The sequence below is a fragment of the Actinocorallia sp. B10E7 genome (assembly GCF_039871655.1).
Classification (GTDB): Bacteria; Actinomycetota; Actinomycetes; order Streptosporangiales; family Streptosporangiaceae; genus Actinocorallia.
This window is the reverse complement of record NZ_JBDPLZ010000006.1, coordinates 337,062-354,624: the sequence shown is the minus strand read 5'-3', so window position 1 is coordinate 354,624 and position 17,563 is coordinate 337,062. Positions and strand designations below refer to the sequence as shown.

General features: G+C 70.4%; 15 protein-coding genes and 1 tRNA gene. 3 read left to right on the top strand and 13 right to left on the bottom strand.

Going from position 1 to position 17,563, the window contains the following annotated elements:
- Positions 1-209: 209 nt before the first annotated feature.
- Genes ABGB12_RS23385 through ABGB12_RS23365 form a run of 5 tightly spaced genes read right to left on the bottom strand, consistent with a single transcriptional unit; the run spans position 210 to position 6,238 of the window.
- A complete protein-coding gene (locus ABGB12_RS23385) occupies positions 210-1,727 on the bottom strand; it encodes a penicillin-binding transpeptidase domain-containing protein (RefSeq protein WP_347681333.1) in 1,518 nt (505 codons plus the stop codon).
- Positions 1,724-3,268, bottom strand: coding sequence for an FtsW/RodA/SpoVE family cell cycle protein (locus tag ABGB12_RS23380; protein ID WP_347681331.1), 1,545 nt, complete (start codon positions 3,266-3,268; stop codon positions 1,724-1,726). The genes ABGB12_RS23385 and ABGB12_RS23380 overlap by 4 nt, the downstream gene beginning before the upstream one ends.
- Before the next feature lie 31 nt (positions 3,269-3,299).
- Positions 3,300-4,952, bottom strand: a complete 1,653-nt coding sequence (locus tag ABGB12_RS23375; RefSeq protein ID WP_347681329.1) for a Stp1/IreP family PP2C-type Ser/Thr phosphatase — start codon at positions 4,950-4,952, stop codon at positions 3,300-3,302.
- Positions 4,949-5,488: an FHA domain-containing protein gene (locus ABGB12_RS23370; protein WP_347681327.1), complete on the bottom strand. Its 540-nt coding sequence runs from the start codon at positions 5,486-5,488 to the stop codon at positions 4,949-4,951. Before ABGB12_RS23370 ends, ABGB12_RS23375 begins: the two co-directional genes overlap by 4 nt.
- A 9-nt stretch (positions 5,489-5,497) precedes the next feature.
- Entirely contained in the window at positions 5,498-6,238 is a 741-nt protein-coding gene (locus ABGB12_RS23365; RefSeq protein ID WP_347681326.1) for a DUF3662 and FHA domain-containing protein, read from the bottom strand.
- Between the two features lie 130 nt (positions 6,239-6,368).
- Here ABGB12_RS23365 and ABGB12_RS23360 point away from each other — a divergent pair.
- Positions 6,369-6,451 (top strand) — tRNA-Leu (locus tag ABGB12_RS23360).
- 199 nt (positions 6,452-6,650) lie between these two features.
- Here the strand turns inward: ABGB12_RS23360 and ABGB12_RS23355 are convergent.
- The 7 genes from ABGB12_RS23355 to ABGB12_RS23325 form a co-directional block, all read right to left on the bottom strand.
- Positions 6,651-7,424: an SDR family NAD(P)-dependent oxidoreductase gene (locus ABGB12_RS23355; RefSeq protein ID WP_347681324.1), complete on the bottom strand. Its 774-nt coding sequence runs from the start codon at positions 7,422-7,424 to the stop codon at positions 6,651-6,653.
- A gap of 41 nt (positions 7,425-7,465) precedes the next feature.
- Positions 7,466-8,899 carry an aldehyde dehydrogenase gene (locus ABGB12_RS23350; protein ID WP_347681322.1) on the bottom strand — a complete coding sequence of 478 codons (1,434 nt, stop codon included), beginning with the start codon at positions 8,897-8,899 and terminating at the stop codon, positions 7,466-7,468.
- Positions 8,900-8,977: 78 nt separating this feature from the next.
- Complete coding sequence (locus ABGB12_RS23345; RefSeq protein ID WP_347681320.1) at positions 8,978-10,696, bottom strand: thiamine pyrophosphate-binding protein; 1,719 nt, start codon at positions 10,694-10,696, stop codon at positions 8,978-8,980.
- Positions 10,697-10,793: 97 nt separating this feature from the next.
- Entirely contained in the window at positions 10,794-11,417 is a 624-nt protein-coding gene (locus ABGB12_RS23340; protein WP_347681318.1) for a helix-turn-helix domain-containing protein, read from the bottom strand.
- A 22-nt stretch (positions 11,418-11,439) separates the two neighbouring features.
- Positions 11,440-12,471: a zinc-binding dehydrogenase gene (locus ABGB12_RS23335; RefSeq protein WP_347681316.1), complete on the bottom strand. Its 1,032-nt coding sequence runs from the start codon at positions 12,469-12,471 to the stop codon at positions 11,440-11,442.
- A gap of 152 nt (positions 12,472-12,623) precedes the next feature.
- The gene (locus tag ABGB12_RS23330) at positions 12,624-13,859 is read right to left on the bottom strand and encodes an MFS transporter (protein WP_347681314.1); all 1,236 of its coding nucleotides are present in this window, start codon (positions 13,857-13,859) and stop codon (positions 12,624-12,626) included.
- A 13-nt stretch (positions 13,860-13,872) separates the two neighbouring features.
- Positions 13,873-15,492, bottom strand: coding sequence for an FAD-dependent oxidoreductase (locus ABGB12_RS23325; RefSeq protein WP_347681312.1), 1,620 nt, complete (start codon positions 15,490-15,492; stop codon positions 13,873-13,875).
- Between the two features lie 152 nt (positions 15,493-15,644).
- Between ABGB12_RS23325 and ABGB12_RS23320 the strand changes: the two genes are divergently transcribed.
- Positions 15,645-16,010: a metalloregulator ArsR/SmtB family transcription factor gene (locus ABGB12_RS23320; protein WP_347681310.1), complete on the top strand. Its 366-nt coding sequence runs from the start codon at positions 15,645-15,647 to the stop codon at positions 16,008-16,010.
- Here ABGB12_RS23320 and ABGB12_RS23315 read toward each other — a convergent pair.
- Positions 15,961-17,049: an NAD(P)-binding domain-containing protein gene (locus ABGB12_RS23315; RefSeq protein ID WP_347681308.1), complete on the bottom strand. Its 1,089-nt coding sequence runs from the start codon at positions 17,047-17,049 to the stop codon at positions 15,961-15,963. The two genes, ABGB12_RS23320 and ABGB12_RS23315, sit on opposite strands and share 50 nt — an antisense overlap.
- 124 nt (positions 17,050-17,173) lie before the next feature.
- Between ABGB12_RS23315 and ABGB12_RS23310 the strand changes: the two genes are divergently transcribed.
- The gene (locus tag ABGB12_RS23310) at positions 17,174-17,545 is read left to right on the top strand and encodes a metalloregulator ArsR/SmtB family transcription factor (RefSeq protein ID WP_347681306.1); all 372 of its coding nucleotides are present in this window, start codon (positions 17,174-17,176) and stop codon (positions 17,543-17,545) included.
- Positions 17,546-17,563 lie beyond the last annotated feature (18 nt).

The following is a 17,563-nucleotide window of genomic DNA, read 5'->3' as shown; positions in this document are numbered from 1 at the left end:
TCGTCCGAGCGGGCGGCAGGCGGGGAGCTCCTGAGCGGGGCTTCAGGCGGCGGGCAGGACGGGTCGTCCCGCCCGCCGTAGCCGTGGATCCGGGCGATGTCCGGGTACGCCGGGGCCGCGGCCGGGAACCGCCGCGGGGCGGCTTCGTCGGAGAGGAACTCCGCACGCAGCCGGTGGCGAGATCCGAACAGGGCCGTCATCTCACGTGATCACTTCTTGGACAGGGCGTCGATGATGTCGGCCGCGATCGGACCGGCGGCGGTGGCGCCGAAGATGCTGGTGCTGCCCTCGACGAAGACCGCGAAGCCGTACTTGGGCTTGTCGGCCGGGGCGAACCCGACGAACCAGGCGCCACCGCGGGTGGCGGTGAGCTCGGTGGTACCGGTCTTACCCGCGATGTTGCGGCCCTGCAGGTTCTTGGCGGTACCGGTGGCGACCACCTGGCGCATCATGTCCTGCAGCTGACCCGCGGAGTCGCCGCTGAGCGGCTTGCCCATCGAGCTCGGGTCGGCCTCGTAGATGGTGCCGGCCTCCTCGGGCTTGCCCCCGTCGCCTTCGACCCGGGCGACCGCCTTGTCGACCAGGTACGGCTTCATCATGTTCCCGTCGTTGGCGATCGCCGCCGCGACCATCGCCATCTGCAGCGGGCTGGTCTTGGTCTCACCCTGACCGAACGAGCCGCGCAGGATCTCGTCGCGGTTCTGCGCGTTGTGCGGGTACTCCGACGCCGGCGCGGACAGGTCGTCCTCGATCGGGATCTTGCTGTAGAAGCCGAACTTCTCCGCCTGCAGGCGCACCGCGTTGTTGCCCAGGTACTGGTCGTCGGCGCCGAGCAGGGCGTAGGTGGTGTTGCAGGACTCGGCGAAGGTGTTGATCAGCGGCGCCTGCGGCAGACCGCAGTTGATGCCGTCGTCGTGGCTGTTGGTGATCGGCTTGCTGCCGCCGGTCGGCACCTGCGAGGGGGCGGGCACCGGGGTGTCCTTGGTGTTGCCGTTCTGGGAGAGGAAGGCGGCGGCCACCACGGTCTTGAAGGACGATCCGGGCGGGAAGAGCTCGGAGTAGGCCTTGTTGACCAGCGGTTGGTCCTTGTCCGCCGTCAGCTTGTTCAGGTTGGCGGCGACCTCGTTGAGCTTCTGGATGCTGGCGATCGTGTTGGGGTCGAAGGAGGGGAAACCCGCCGCGACCTTGACGGCGCCGGTCTCGGCCTCGATGACGACGGCCGCGGCGCGGATCGGGCCCTGGGCGGTGAGCCGCTGGTAGGCGACCTGCTGGGCCTTGGCGTCGACCGTGGTGTAGACGTTGCCGCCCAGCGGCTTCTCCCCGGCCAGGGTCCTGACCCAGGAGGTGGCGGTCTGCCGCTCGTCCCGGCCGTCCAGGATGGAGTCGAAGGAGAGCTCCACCCCGCCCTTGCTCAGGGTGCTGCTGAAGTACCCGGTGATGGGGACGAAGACCTCGGCGTTCTTCAGGTACTTGCGCTGGTACTTCGTCTTGGAGTTGCCGGGGCTCAGCGGCTCGGAGAAGGCCAGCTTCATCTTGTCCGAGGAGTAGATGTCGCCCCGGAAGCGCAGGAAGATGCCCTGGGACTTGCGGTTGTTCAGCGCGTGGTTCTGCAGGTCCTTGGCCTGGAACGCCTGGATGTAGTTGGCGTTGATCATCAGGATGGCGATCAGCGCCAGGCCGACCAGCGCCACCCGCTTGAGCTGGTCGTTCATCGACATCTTGGTCATCGCAGGCCCCCCACGTTGACGATCTGCGTCATGCCCTCGTCCTGGATGGCCACCGGGGCCGGCTTGCGCGCCTCGTGGCTGAGCCGGATGAGGAGGGCGATCAGCACCCAGTTGGCCAGCAGCGAGGATCCGCCCTGGGACAGGAACGGCGTGGTCAGACCGGTGAACGGGATCAGCTTGGTGACACCGCCGGTGATCACGAACACCTGGAGCGCGAAGACGAAGGACACCCCGCCGGCGAAGAGCTTGGCGAACTCGTCCTTGGTGGCGATGGCGACCTTGAAGCCGCGCTCCACCAGCAGGACGTAGAGCATCAGGAGGGCCATGATGCCGGTCAGGCCCAGCTCCTCGCCGAGCGAGGTGAAGATCTCGTCGCTGAACGCCAGCGGGGTGCGGTAGGGCTGGCCCTGGCCCAGGCCGGTGCCCAGCACGCCGCCCTCGCCCATGGCGTACAGGCCGGCCATGAGCTGGTCGCTCTCGGCGTAGCTGCCGCCCGCCGCGATGCACTCGTCGTAGGTCGGCTTGGCGTCGATCATGTTGTCGACGGTGCCGTCGGGCAGCTTGCAGCCGCCGCCGAAGTAGTTCTCGGGCGACAGCCAGATCTCGACGCGCTGGTTGATGTGGTCGATGCCGATCAGCTGGGCGCCGACGTAGATGATCAGTACGCCGCCGATGAACAGGCTCAGGCCGATGAAGACCCAGGACGCCTTCCCCGTGGCGATGTAGATCATGCTGACGAACAGGCCGAAGAACAGCAGCGCGGTGCCGAAGTCGTTCTCCACGGCCAGGACCATCAGGGTGAGGATCCAGAAGGCGAGGATCGGGTAGAGGTCGCGCGAGCGCGGCAGCTCCAGCAGCCAGATCTTGCGTTGGACCAGGGAGAGCGCCGCCCGTTTCTTCACCAGATAGGCGGCGAAGAAGACGACGAAGGCCATCTTGCAGAACTCGGCGGGCTGGATGGAGAACGGTCCGAGCTTGATCCAGATCCGGGCGCCGTTGAGTTCGGTGCCGATCACCGGGACCATCGGCAGCATCAGCAGGACCAGGCCGACCGCGCCCAGCGTGTAGTGGTACCGCTGGAAGGCCTTGACCTCCTTGACGACGATCAGGGCGGCGATGAACAGGCCGATGGACAGGACCGTCCACAGCAGCTGGCCCATGATGTCGGAGCCCACGCCGAACGGCACGTACTCCTTGCCGGGGTTGGCGGCCTCGAAGCGGGCCTGCTCCTCGGCGAAGTCGGTGGTCGTGGTCTGGTCGATGCGGTAGATCATCGCCAGCCCGAGGCCGTTGAGCAGGATCGCCAGCGGCAGCAGGACCGGGTCGGCGTAGGGGGTCCACCGCTGCATCACGAAGTAGGCGACGCCGGCCAGGGCGATGATGGCCAGCGCGTACCCGAACATGCTGGTGGGCAGGCCGCCGTCCCGGACCAGGCCCACCTGGGCGAAGCCCGCGATGGTGACGACGAGCGCGAAGACGAGCAGGCCGAGGGACGCCGCCCGGCGTGGTCGCGCAGCCGTCGGCGTGGCTACCGCAGTCATGGCTTCTGGAGTCCCTTCCTCACACGCGTCGTCACTTCGGGCAGTCGCTCTGGTTGGGCGTGGCCTTGCAGTTGTCGGCGCGCTTCTGCAGGTTCACCAGTTCGGTGACCGCCGCTTCGACCGTCGGGTAGTCCTTGCTCTTGGCCTCTTCGAGCGCGGTCTCGGGCAGGGCCTTCACGTCGGGCCGAGGGAGGGGGGTGTTGGACCGGGGGTCCTGGGTGAGCGGCTGGGCCGGGCAGCCCGGCTGCCCCTCACCCCTGACGATCACCACGATCTCGTCCTGGTCCCGGAGCTGGATCTTGCAGGCGCCCTCGAGGCGGGTCAGTTCCTGCCTGATCCCGGCCAGGTCGTCGTGGTGGATCGACTTGTCGCGGATCTTCTTCTTCTCGGCGTTCGGCAGGTCGGCCAGAGTGAGGTCCGGCTGCTCCTTGGACGGTGCCTTGGACGGGGCGGGGAGGCCGAACAGGCTCTTGTTGGTGCCCTTGAAGACGACGACCTTCTGGCCTTCGGCGGCGAGGTAGAAGCCCTTGTTCAGGCTGGTGTAGCCGAAGTAGCCGGCGGCGATCACCAGCAGGCCGACGACCCCGGCCGCGCCGAGCAGCAGGACGGGCCTGCCCTTGCGGCGTCCGTGCGGCGGGCCGCCCGGCGGCCCGCCCTGCCCGGCGGGCGGCGGAGGAGCCGCGGGAGGCGCTCCCGCCGCCTGGTAGGGCTGGGGCATGCCGCCCTGGGCCGCGGGGGCCTGGGCGGGGGCGGGAGCCGGTGAGGGCGGCGGCACGTAGTCGTTGTTCAGCTGGAGCCCCGGCTGCGGCAGGGTGTCCCGCAGATGGTCGGCGGCCCGCTGCGCCGGGGTGTCGGCGGGGCGCGGCGGCTGCGGCGCGGCCTGCGCGGCCTCCTGCGCCTTGTTGGCCGCCGCGCCCGCCAGCACCTGGCGGTCCTGGGAGGGGGGCTCCCGGTCGAGGTCGATGACGTCCGCGACCACGCAGGTGATGTTGTCGGGGCCGCCGCCGCGGTTGGCCAGGTCGATCAGCTGGCGGATGGCCCCCTCGGGAGCCTCCTGGGCGGTGAGCACCTGGTGGATGGTCTCGGCGCTGACCACCCCGCTCAGCCCGTCGGAGCACAGGAGGTAGCGGTCGCCGACCTGGGCCTCGCGCAGGGAGAGGTCGGGTTCGACCTCGTTGCGGCCGTCCAGGGCGCGCAGCAGCAGGGAGCGCTGCGGGTGGGTGGCGGCGTCGTCCAGGCTGATCCTGCCCTCGTCCACCAGCGACTGCACCAGGGTGTGGTCGTGGGTGATCTGGAACAGCTCGCCGTTGCGCAGCAGGTAGGCGCGGGAGTCGCCGATGTGGGCGAGCGCGACCTGGCTGCCGGACCAGAGCATGGCGGTGAGGGTGGTGCCCATGCCCTGCAGGGACGGGTCGCCCTCCACCATGTGGTGCAGTTTGTCGTTGGCGGCCTTGACCGAGTGCTCCAGCGCGACCAGGAGCTGGTCGGCGGGCACCTCGGTGTCCAGCTTGCGCAGGGTCTCGATGGCGGCGGCGCTGGCGATCTCGCCGCCGACGTGGCCGCCCATGCCGTCGGCGACGGCCAGCAGACGGGCCCCGGCGTAGCCCGAGTCCTCGTTGCCCTCGCGGAGCATGCCCACGTCGGAGCGGGCGGCGTAGCGGATGCCGATACGTGGAGTGTTCATTTGCGCAACTCGATTACGGTCTTGCCGATACGCACCGGGACGCCGACAGGGAGTTGGGTGGGCCGGGTCACCTTCGACCTGCCCAGGTAGGTGCCGTTGGTCGAGTTCAGGTCCTCCAGGATCCAGCCGGCGTCCTGCCGGAAGATCCGGGCGTGCCGGCTCGAGGCGTAGTCGTCGGAGACCACCAGGGTGGAGTCCGGGGCGCGGCCGATGGTGACCGTTCCCGAGGTGGCCAGATCGATCCGGGTACCGGTCAGGGGCCCCTCGGTGACGACGAGGACCGGGGAATCGTGCGACGGCTGCTGCGGTTGGGGCGTCTGCTGGGGCGGTGCCGCCGGCTGACGCTGCTGTGGTTGCTGCTGTCTGGCCCTTTCCTGGGCCGTCTGCCGGGGCTGCCTGGGGGGACGGTTCGCGGCCCGCTCTGCGGCCCGGGAGCCGAACAGGTCGGCACGGATCACGCCCACCGCGGCGATGACGAAGAGCCACAGCACCGCAAGGAACGCGATCTTGATGAGCGTCAGGGTGATCGGGGTCATCGAGGGGTGCTACTCCCGGTCGCGGCGGAACACGAGGTTGGTCCGGCCGATCGTGATCCGGGTGCCGTCGATGAGCGAGACTCTTCGGATCGGCTGACCGTTCACGAAACTGCCGTTGGTAGACCCTAGATCCACGAGCGCGATTTCGGGACCTTCTACGCGGATCTCTGCGTGGTGGCGTGACACTCCGGGGTCGACCAGTCGTAGGTCGCAGTCGGTTCCCCGTCCCAGCAGCGTCACCGGGGTGGTGATGTCATAGGACTGGTGTGCTCCTTCGCCCGTGGTCACGTCGAGCCTCGGCCGGCCGGGGAAGACGCTGCCGCGGCCCTGCGGGTGATCGGACGCGGGACGGCGGATCTCGTTGTTCTCGATCGTCGAGCCGCGGACGACGCCCGAGCGTATCCGGAACATGCCCGTGCCCAGGTCCCCCGCGGGCTCGAACCGGACCCGCACGGGGCCCACGAACGAGAACCCCTGCTCCTTGGCGTACTCCCGGGCCAGGTTGGCGAGTTCCTGGCTCAGGCTGTCGGCGTAGACCTCCAGCCGCTGCCCGTCCGGATGCGAGATCTCCACCACGAAGTCGTTCGGCACCAGGGTCCGGCCCTGGGCCACGATCGCGGCGCGTTCGTCCATTTCCCGCTGAACCGCGCTGGCCACCTCGACCGGCTGCAGCTCGGACTTGAACGCCCGCGCGAAGGCACCCTCGACCATGCCCTCAAGCCGGCGTTCGAAGCGCTGTAGGACGCCCACCGGGCACCTCCTCTCCCTGCTAGTCAGACGATCGTATCCGGGGGAAGGTTCGGGACCCACCGTCGTTCGCAAACCACCCTCGCAGACGTGCTAATCTTTTCAAGCGCCGCCGGAAAGCGGCCAATCGCAAGGGCGAGTGGCGGAACGGCAGACGCGCACGGTTCAGGTCCGTGTGCCCGAAAGGGTGTGAGGGTTCAAATCCCTCCTCGCCCACCCTTGGGTGGCGACGAAAGTCGCGACCCGCCGCGTGGCGGAACGGCCCCGACGCGAAAGCGTCGGGGCCGTTCGGCTTTTCGTCGATCTTTCGAGGCGGCGGCCTGGGGGCTGGTCGCCGGTGAGTCTCCGCGGCCGGAATCCCTACGATGCCGCATGCGCGGCCTGGTCCTGCCGATCGGTGAGATCGTCAGGCGGGTCAGCCGGCTCCGAAGAGCTTGGCCATCTGGGGGTAACGCATGGTGTGGGCGCCGCCGTCCACGAGGAGCATGTCACCGGTAATCCAGGAGGAGGCGTCGGAGGCCAGGAACACGGCGACCGAGGCGACGTCGTGTGGGAGGCCACCGCGGCCCAGGGGGATGTTGTCCAGGAACTCCTCCTCGATCGCGGTTCCCTTGAAACCGGCGGTAAGGGGGGTGTCGATGAGTCCCGGCGCGATCGCGTTGACCCTGATGCGGCGTTTTCCCAGGTCCATGGCGGCGACCTTGGTCAGCATCTCTACGCCGGACTTGCTCGCGCAGTAGGTGGCGAATCCCTCTGCGGGCTGCCGGGCGTTCAGCGAGGCGATGTTCACGATCGAGCCGCCGTCGGCCATGTGGCGGGCCTGGTGCTTGATCGAGAGGAAGACGCCGGTCAGGTTCAGGTCGATGACGCGGCGCCATTCGCTCAGGGGCAGGTCGGTGATCGAACCGAAGGTGCCGGATCCTGCCGCGTTCACGGTGACGTGCAGCGGCCCGAAGGCGTCGGCGGCGGCTGAGACGGCCTGCTCCACCTGTTCTTCGTCGGTCACGTCCGCGACCAGCGCCCGGGCTTCGGCGCCGAGTTCGGCCGCGTACTCGGCCAGCGAGTCCTCGGCGATGTCGACCAGGGTGACGCGGGCGCCCGCCGCGGACAGCGCGCGGGCGCATGCCAGTCCGATTCCCGAGGCGGCGCCGGTCACCAGCGCGTGCTTGCCTTCCAGCGTGTCGGTCATGTGTTCTCTTCTTTCTTTCGAAGGGAGGCTCCGTCGGTCGTTCAGGCGGGGCGGGGGATGCTCTTGTGCTCCAGGTAGGCCTCCAGGCCCTCGGGGCCGAGTTCGCGGCCCAGGCCGCTGTTCTTGTAGCCGCCGAACGGGGTGCCGGGGTCGACGCCGTAGAGGTTGACGCCGCAGCTTCCGGTACGGATACGGCGGGCGACCTCGATGCCGTGGTCGACGTCGGAGGTCCAGACCGAGCCGGCCAGTCCGTACTCGCTGTCGTTGGCGATGAGGACGGCGTCCTCCTCGTCCTCGTAGGGGATGAGGGCGAGGACGGGGCCGAAGATCTCCTCGCGGGCGATGCGCATGTCGTTGGTGACGTCGCCGAAGACGGTGGGGGCGACGTACCAGCCGCGGTCGTGCGGTCGGTTCAGACCGCCGACGAGGACTTTCGCGCCCTCCTCCTGGCCGAGGCGGATGTAGCCCTCCACCCGCTCCTGCTGACGCCGGGACACCAGCGGGCCGATGTGGGTGTCGAAGCTGGACGGGTCGCCGACGGTGAGGGAGCCGACCATGGCCGTCAGGGCGTCGGCGACCTCGTCGTAGCGGGAGCGCGGCGCGAGGATGCGGGTCTGCGCGGCGCAGACCTGGCCGTTGTTGCTCAGCGAGGCCATCTTGAAGCCCTCGACGGTGGCAGCCAGGTCGGCGTCCTCCAGGATGATCGCCGCGGACTTGCCGCCCAGTTCCAGGGTGACCCGCTTGAGCTGCCGCCCGCACACCTCGCCGATCTGGCGTCCGGCGGCGGTGGAGCCGGTGAAGGAGACCTTGTCGACGCCGGGGTGGGCCACCAGGTGGGCGCCGACCTCGCGTCCGCCGGGGACGATGTTGACCACGCCCGCGGGGACGTCGGCTTCGGCGAGCCAGTCGGCGAACAGGACGGTGTCCAGCGGGGTCTCGGGGGAGGGCTTGGCCACGATCGTGCAGCCGGCGATCAAGGCGGGGGCGAGTTTGAGCATGAGCGCGAACTGGGGGACGTTCCAGGGCACGATCGCCGCGACCACGCCGACGGGCTCCCGGACGACGGTGACCGGGCCCTGCATGCCCTGGCGCTCCTCCTCCCAGGGGTAGGAGGCGGCGAGATCGGTGTAGTACTGGAGCACCATCTGGGGGATGGCCGCCTGTCCGAAGATCGAGAACAGGGCGGGCGAGCCCATCTCGGCGGTGACCAGGTCGGCCATGGCCTGCTGGCGCTCGGCGTAGATCGCCGACAGCCTGCCGAGGACCTCTGCCCGCTCGGCCGGACCCATCCGCGGCCAGGGGCCGTGGTCGAAGGCCTCGCGGGCGGCGGCCACGGCCCGGTCGATATCGGCCTCGGTGCCCTCGGGTACCCGGCCGATCAGTTCTTCGGTGTGGGGGGAGACGACGTCGATGGTGCCGGTGCCGGCGGAGTCGACCCAGGCACCGCCGATGAAGAGCCGGTCACGTCCCAGCATGAGCGTCCTCCGGAGGAAGATTGTTTACTTTATAAGGAAGGAAATATGCAGATGGGGGGCTTAGTGTCTCTTCGCCCGCTACCTGAGGGGGATGTTCTGGTAGTAGGGGACGACGATCTCGTCGGTCGCGGTGACGTCGCCGAGCATCGCGGTGGTCATCGGGTGCACGACCTCGTTGGAGATGAGGACGTTGACGAGGGAGGGCCTGCCGGAGTCGAGGGCCCGGCGGACGGCGGGGCCGAGGTCGCTGAGCTTCTCGACGCGCTCGCCGTGGGCGCCGAAGGCCTGGGCGACCTTCTCGTACGCGGTGGGGGCCAAGCGGCTGACGATGTCGTTGCCCTTGCCGAGCAGGACGTCCTGGCCGTGGATCGACATGCCCCAGGTGTCGTTGGCCAGCACGACGGTGACGATGGGCAGGTCGTGCCGGACCATGGTGTCGAGTTCCTGGATGTGGAAGCCGACCGCGCCGTCACCGGTGATCTGCACGACCCGGCGGCCGGGCTCGGCGCGCTGCGCGCCGATGGCGATGCCCTGTCCGATGCCCAGGTGTCCTTGGTAGCCGGGGTTGAGCACGATCTCCGGTTCCGCCTCGGGCATCGTGAAGTTGACCCAGGCGGCGGACTCGCCGCCGTCGGCGACGATGATCGTCTCCGGGTCGAGCGTCGCCAGGGCCTCCTTGGCGGCGTGGTAGGGGTGGATCCGGCCGTCGATCTCCTCGGGGGCGTCGGCGAACAGCAGTTCCATGAGCTTGTGCGCGGCCACCAGCTTGCCGGCCCACTCGCCGTGGTCGCGCCAGGGCCCCTCGTGCGCGTCGAGCAGGGCGGCGAGGGTCTCGGCGCCGTCGGCCTGGACCGCGACGTCGACCGGGCCCAGACGTCCGATCTCGGCGGCGTCGGCGTCGATCTGGAGGAGCTTGGCGTCGGCGGGGATGGCCCCTCCGGGACCTCCCCCGGAGAAGAGGCTCAGCGGGAATCCGAGCAGTATCACCACGTCGGGCGAGCCGCCGCCCGACATGCCGAGCGCGGTGAGCGTGCCGAGGCCGTGGCCGTTCAGGGGGTGCCGGGACGGAAGTCCGCGCGAGGCCGGGCCTCCCGAGATCACCGGGATCCCGGTGGTCTCGGCGAACTCGGTGAGGATCCCGCGGTCCTGCCACCACAGCGTGCCCTCGCCCGCGAGGATGACCGGGCGCTCGGCGCCGTCCAGCAATTCCAGTGCGTCGGTGAGGGCCTGACGGCCGGGGGCCGGACGGGCGCCGATCCGCAGGGGCCCCGCGGGCCGGAGGTGGGCTTCGTTCACGGGGGTGAAGGCCACATCGATCGGGAGTTCCAGCACGACCGGGCCGGGACGGCCGGACAGGGCGTGGCGGACGGCCAGGCCCACCAGGTCGGGGATCCGCTCGGGGGCGGTGATGCGGTGGGCCCACTTGGTGACCGGGGTGAGGGCGGCGATCTGGTCGAGGCCTCCCTGCAGTTCCCGGGTCTCGACCTCGCGCAGCGGGGGCGCGCCGATGATCACCAGCAGGGGGACGCCGTCGGCGAAGGCGTTGGTGATCCCGGCGAAGCCGTTGCTGAAACCGGGGCCGCTGGTCACGGCGGCCACGCCGAGCCCGCCGGTCACCCGGGCATACCCGTCGGCGGCGTTGACCGCAGCGGCCTCGTGCCGGAAGTCCATCAGTTCGATGCCCTCCTCCACGCAGCCCTGGAAGAAGGAGTCCAGGTGCCCGCCATGCAGGGTGAAGATCACCGGAGCCGCTTCGGCCAACGTTCTGGCCAAGAGAGTGCCGCCGTTCAGGTGCATGAGACCCTCCTAGTGAAACTTGAATCTCAATTGATACTCGAGTTTCTATTTCTTGGCAAGGAGTTCCCATGGTCGAGCGCTCGGGCGTCCGGTGGTCTCAGGGCCGCGCCAGGCCGGTGAGCAGCACCTCCAGCACATCACCGGTGGCCTTCTCCAGGCTCACCTCACTGCGGCCGACGATCCATTGGCCGGTGACGGTGGCCATCCCCGTCACGATGAGCCAGGCGATGAAACTCGGCTCCAGCCGCGTGTCGAGTTCCCCTGCCCTCTGCCCGCCCTCGATGATCTCCGCCACGAGCGACAGCAGTTCGGGATGCACGGGCGCCTCCCTGGCCTCCGAGAACACGACGGGGCCCGCCTCGGTGAGGAACCCGCGCACCATTTCGCGTAGCGCGGGGCCCGTCGCCGTCCAGTCGGCGGCCAAGGTCTGCTGGACCACCCGGAGCCGCTCCACGGCGTCGGCGGTCGCCTGCGCGGCCATGGCCTCACGCGCGTTCCGGGCCAGTCGGTGGTTGAACTCCAGCAGGAGCCCGGCTTTCGCCCCGTAGATCCGGAAGAAGGAGGCCCTGCTGACCTCCGCGCGCTCACAGATCTCATCGATCGTGACCTCGTCGAAGGGCCGCTCGGCCAGCAGGTCCAGCGCGGCCGTATAGAGCTCATCGCGTGCCCGTTGTCGCTTGCGTTCGCGAAGGCTCTGAGGCCTGGGATGCGTTGGGGACATACGGCCAGTATCTCGGCCCCCTTCACCGAGGACGCACGATGACCTTCACGTGTTCGTCGGGGGTCCGCAGGTCGGCGAAGGCGTCGGCGACGCCGTCGAGTCCCACGGAGCCGGTGACGAAGGCCTGCGCGTCCACCCGTCCCGAGGCCAGCATCTCCAGGGCGTGCGCGAACTCCTGCTGACGGTAGGCGAAGACGAAGGCGAGCGAGACCTCCTTGAGGATCGCCGACACCGGAGTGATCGTGTCGGGCGCGATGCCCACGCCGACGACGACGATCCGGCTGTGCCGTGGGACGCCGTCGATGATCTGCTGGATCAGCCCCGGAGCGCCGACGCACTCGAAGGCGACGACGTTCCCTGCGAGGATGCCCTCTTCCAGCAGGGGAGAGGGAGGCTGCTCGACGACCTCGAGCTCGGCCCACCTCTCATAGGGTGAGGACTCGGCCGGGTCGAGCACGATGTCGGCGCCCAGCCGCTCGGCCAGGGCCCGGCGCGCCGGGGAGAAATCGGCGGCGACCACCGGCCCGTGGCCGTCGGCCTTCAGTGCCGCGATCACTGCCAGGCCGATCGGTCCGCAGCCTACGACGAGCGCCACGTCTCCGGGCTCGGGGCGGGCGGCGCGCACCGCGTGCACGGCTACCGCGAAGGGCTCGGTCAGCGCGGCGTGGTCGTCGGCGAGGTCGTCCGGGACCCGCAGCAGCAGCGACTCCTGCATCACCGACCGCTGCGCGAACCCGCCCGGCGACTCCGGCGACAGCCCCAAATCCACCGGCCCGGACGGGCCCAGGATGTGAGGCACCGACACCACGCGTGTCCCCGGCGCGAACCGGCCGGACGTCCCAGGCCCCGCTTCCAGGATCTCGGCGCAGAACTCATGCCCCATCACGATCCGGGGAGCGGCGTCACCCAGGCCGGCCAGCGCGTCCACCATATGCAGATCCGATCCGCAGATACCCGCCGACAGCGGCGCCACCAGCACCTGCCCTTTCCCCGGAATCGGTTCCGGGACCTCTCCGACCCGCACACCGTCGGTCGTAGTGAACGCCGCTTTCATGATCACCCATCCTTTCGATACTTGAGTGTCAATTGATACTTGAGTATCGATAAGGAGGCAAGGCGTGCGCCCGAACCCGGCAGGGGCGGAAGGGCGGTCCACCGATCTCCAGGACTTTGGTGAGGTCGTGCTTGAGCAGTGGGGTGAGGGGTTCATGGCTTGACGGGTTCGGCGGGGGTGCTGCCGGCGGCCAGGAGCGCGGCGAGAAGGGCGGCGGTGGCCAGCGCGGCGAAGAGGGCGGGGTAGCCGCCGAGGGAGGCGGCGAGGGCGGCTCCGGCCCAGGGGGCGAGGGCTCCGGCGATGGTGACGGGGGCGGCGAGGATCCCGGACAGGGCGCCGTAGGCGGTGGTGCCCCAGCGGTCGGAGACGGCGGTGGCCTGCAGGAGGGTGGCGATGCCGCGGGTGGTTCCGGAGAACACGGAGATGGCGACGAGCAGGGCGATCGGGCCGGGCACGATCGCCAGGGCGGCGATGGTGGCGGCGGACAGGGCGAGGATCCAGAGGGTGCGGGAGCCGACGGTGGTGTGACGGGCCAGGAGGCCGTAGCCGAGGCGTCCGGCGACCTGGCCGACGCCGCCGAGGCCGAGCGCCCAGGCGGCCAGGGTGGCGCTGGAGCCGCGTGAGGTGAGCAGGGGGATGAGATTGGTCATGACGGCGTACATGGCGAACGTCGACAGGGTGAGGGCTGCGGTCAGCAGGAGGAAGGCGCGGCCGCGCACGATCTCGGAGACGGTGCGGCCGGGTGTGCTCCGGGCCGGTGCGGGGGCCGGGGGCCAGGGGCGGTGCAGCGCCAGGGCGTGAAGGGGCACGGTGACCAGGGCGAGGACGGCGGCGAGCACCAGGTAGGTGTGCCGCCAGGTGAGCTGGGCGGCCAGGGCGTCGGTGAGAGGCGCGAACACCGTACTGGCCAGTCCCGCTACCAGGGTGAGGCTCGTCAGGGCGCTCAGGTGACGGGGCGCGTAGTAGCGGACGAGGGCGGCGAAGGCGGGCTGGTAGAGCACGGCGGCCTGGGCGATTCCGGCGAGCAGCCAGGCGAGGGTGAACAAGGCGAGGTTCGGCGCGGCCGCCAGCAGGAGGACAGAGCCGGCCGCGAGGGCGGAGCCGCCGGTCATCAGGGCGCGGGGGCCGTGCCGGTCCAGGAGCCGCCCGACGGGGATGCCGACGAGCGCGGCGACGACGAGGGAGGCGGAGAACGCGGCGGTGATGGAGGGGGCGGACCAGCCGGTGTCGGCGGTGATCGCCGAGGACAGGACCGGGAACGCGTAGTACAGCACTCCCCAGCTGGTGATCTCGGTGATGCACAGCGCGATCAGCGGAAGGCGGGAGGGCCCGCCGGTGCCGACGGCGACTGACGCCGCCGGCACCGGACCGGGATGGGCGCGGCTCATCTCCTGAACGGCCTCAGGCCTCGCTGTTCTCGGGGTCGCCGGAGTAGCCGTGCGCGCGGCCGGTGGCGAAACCGAGTCCGGCAGGGGCGCCGACGCCGATGGTCACCGGCTGGGGGGAGCCGCCGCAGCACGAGACGGCCTCGGCGGGGGCGGGTTCGGGAGCGCAGGCGGTGTCGCCCCCGGCGTCGGCGCCGGGCAGGAGGTCCTCGGTGATGAGGCTGCTGGAGCAGACGCCCGTTTCGGGAAGGTCCAGCTGGACGGCGTCGGCGGCCTCGCGGTCGCCTGCGAGGGCGGCGACGATGGAGCGGACCTGCTCGTAGCCGGTGGCCATGAGGAAGGTCGGGGCACGGCCGTAGCTCTTCATGCCGACGAGGTAGAAGCCGGTCTCGGGGTGGGCGAGGTCGCGTTCGCCGTGCGGGGGGACGGTTCCGCAGGAGTGGAAGTTCGGGTCGATCATCGGCGCGAGGTCGACGGGGGCCTCGGTGGCCGGGTCGAGGGCGACGCGGACCTCTCGGAGCATGTCCAGGTCGGGCCGGAAGCCGGTGGCGGCGACGACGAGATCGGCGGTCAGTGTCCGTTCGCCGTCGGGGGTGGCGCCGGTGACGGTGATGGCGTCCCCGTTCGGCGTCTCCTGGAAGGCGGTGATGGTGAAGGAACGGACCAGGTCGATCGCACCGCCGTCGACGGCGTTCTTCAGCCGGGTGCCGAGGGCGCCGCGGGCGGGCAGGCCGTCGGCGTCGCCGCCGCCGTACAGGCGGGCGACGGACGCGCCGCGCACGGCCCAGGTGATGCGGGTGCCGGGCTCCTGGGCGGCGAGTTCGGTCAGCGCGAGGAGGGTGTTGGCGGCCGAGTGCCCCATCCCGACGACCAGCGCGTGCTTTCCGGCGAACCGCTCCCGGTCCCGGCCGAGGACGTCGGGCAGGGGGCCGGTCAGGTAGGGCTCGGCCTGCTCCTCGCCGATCGCCGGAAGCCCGGAGTGGCCGAGCGGGTTGCGCTGCCCCCAGGTGCCGGAGGCGTCGATGACGGCGCGGGCCGTGATGTCCTGGACGGTCCCGTCCGCGTGGCGGACGCGCACCAGCAGCGGATGCCGGTCGCGGTCGACGGTCCGGGTGGCGTCGACGCCCAGGCGGGAGACGGCCAGGACGCGGGCTCCGGTGCTGATGCGTCCGGCCAGGGCGGGGACGGCGGCGAGCGGAGCGAGGTAGTCGCGGACCAGTTCGGCGCCGGTGGGCAGGAGTTCGGGGTCGGGTGCCGTCCAGCCGGTCGGCTCCAGGAGGCGGCGGGCGGCGGCGTCGACGTTGTAGCGCCACGGGGAGAAGAGCCGGACGTGTCCCCATTCGGCGACGGCCGCGCCGACCGTCTCCCCGGCCTCCAGGACCTGGAAGTCCAGGCCGCGCTCGACCAGGTGGGCGGCGGCGGCCAGACCGATCGGCCCTGCCCCGATCACTACGACCGGCAGGGCCTCCTCGTCGCTCTTGTTCTGGACGCAGCCGCAGCCGGCGTCGGTCTTGGCCTGGATCACGGTGACGGACGGGTCGAGGGAGGACTCGGCGCCGGTGCAGCAGGCGCTCACCCCGCAACAGCCGTCATCGGCCGGGGAGACGACCGGCCGCTGTGACTCGGAAGCATTCATGTGGTCTCTCCTTCAGGAGTTCGGAACGACGGATGGCCGAAAGATCAGAGGCGGGCGGCCGAACGGGCTGCGCATGACCCGCCCCCTTGTTTCGAAGTTTGTCTAAGTAACTCGACTTTGCCTTCTGGATAGATGGATGTCAAATTAGATGTATGTCGAAGCTGCTGAAGATCGAGGACGTCACCGCCCGGGAGTGCTGCGCGCCGCTGAACGGCCCGGTCCTGGGCGAGGAGGAGGCCGCCGAGCTGGCACAGGTGTTCAAGGCTCTGGCGGACCCGGTGCGTCTGCGTCTGCTGAACCTGATCGCCGCGAGCGAGGGCGGCGAGGCGTGCGTGTGCGATCTGACCGGGTTGTTTGAACTGTCCGCCCCCACGATCTCCCACCACCTGAAGGTGCTGCGCCAAGCCGGGCTGATCACCGGTGACCGGCGCGGTACCTGGGTGTACTACCGGGTGGTCCCTCCTGCGCTCACCCGGCTGTCAGGCCTGTTCGCCCTCCCCGCGTCGATCGCCGGCTGAGCCGGGCCAGGACGTGGCGGGCGTCGGGGCCGACGCCGCGCAGTGTCGCCGAGGCGAAGGAACGCTGCCATTCCAGGCCGACGAACCCCAGCCCCGGGTGGGTGAGCGAGATGCCGCCGCGATGCAGGGGCCGTCCGCCCGCATCGAGTGCCCCCAGGCCGGCCAGATAGTCCACACCGGGCCGGTACCCGGTGGCCAGCAGCACCGCGTCGACGCGCTCGCGCGTCCCGTCGCTCCAGAGCACCTGGTCGCCGTCCAGGCGGGTGAACATCGGACGGCGGTCGGGGCGGCCGGAGGCGATGGTCTTCCGGTAGGCGCCGGTGTCGAGGACGGGAGTGCCCCTGCCGCCGGTCAGCAGCGGCCGGGCCCACCCGGCCGTGTCCAGTCCGCTCCAGCCGAACCACAGGTGGATGTCGCGCCCCAGCAGCCGTTGCGGCATGAACCGCAGCGGATGCCGGGTGGCCAGGCTGACGTGCGCGTGCTCGGCGAGCTCGATGGCGATCTGGACGGCGGAGTTGCCGCCGCCGACCACCACGACGCGCCGTCCGGCCAGCGGCTCGGGCCGCCGGTAGGCCGAAGAGTGCAGGACGGTGCCGGTGAACGACTCCAGCCCCGGTAGATCGGGCTGGTACGGGCGGCTGAAGGCCCCGGTCGCGGCGATCACCATCGGCGCGGTGAAACTCCGGCCTCCGTCGGCGGAGACCTCGAATTCGTCCGAGCCGGCCGAGGCCACCTTCGAGACGCGGTGACCGGTGCGGATGTCGGCGCCCAGCCACGCGGCGTAGTCGCTCAGGTAGGCCACCACCTCATCGCGCGCGGGGTAGCGGTCGGGATCCGCGGGGAACGGCAGGCCCGGCAGGGAACTGCGACGGGCGGGGGAGAACAGGGTGAGGCCGTCGTAGTAGTGCGGCCATGAACCCGCCGTCCGCTGCGAGGCCTCCAGGACGACGGCGGAGAGCCCGGCGTCGCGGGCGGCGTACGCGGCGGCCAGCCCGGCCTGGCCGCCGCCGATGACGATCAGATCGAAGTGCTGTGTCATCTCAGCCGCCCTTCACGGTGACGTCGGGTGCGGTTCGCGTCGGCATGCGCCCAACATATTCTCATTTCCTAATATGTCAATATGATGATGTACGGGTTAGCCTGCTGTCCCAGGAGGTGCTCCCATGGCCGAAGCGAGGACCAGTCCATCGGGCACGGAGACGGCCGCACCGGGCTGCGATGCGGCAGGGGACTGCGGCGCGATGCCGTCACCCGGGCTGTCGGAGGCCACGCACGACTTCCTCAAGGCGCTGGCCAGCCCGACCCGACAGCAGATCATGCTGCTGTTCGCCCACGGCGCCGAGCTGTCGGTGAACGAGATCGCCGAGCGCGCCGGGATCGGCCAGTCCACCGCCTCCCAGCAACTGGCCCTGCTGCGGCGCGGCGGCATCGTCACCTCCCGCCGCGACGGCAAGACCGTGCTGTACCGGGGCGACAAGGAACGCGCCGCCCGGGCCTTGGCCGACCTGCAGGACTATCTGAAGTTCTGTTGCTGAGGGCCCGCGCTCTTCAAC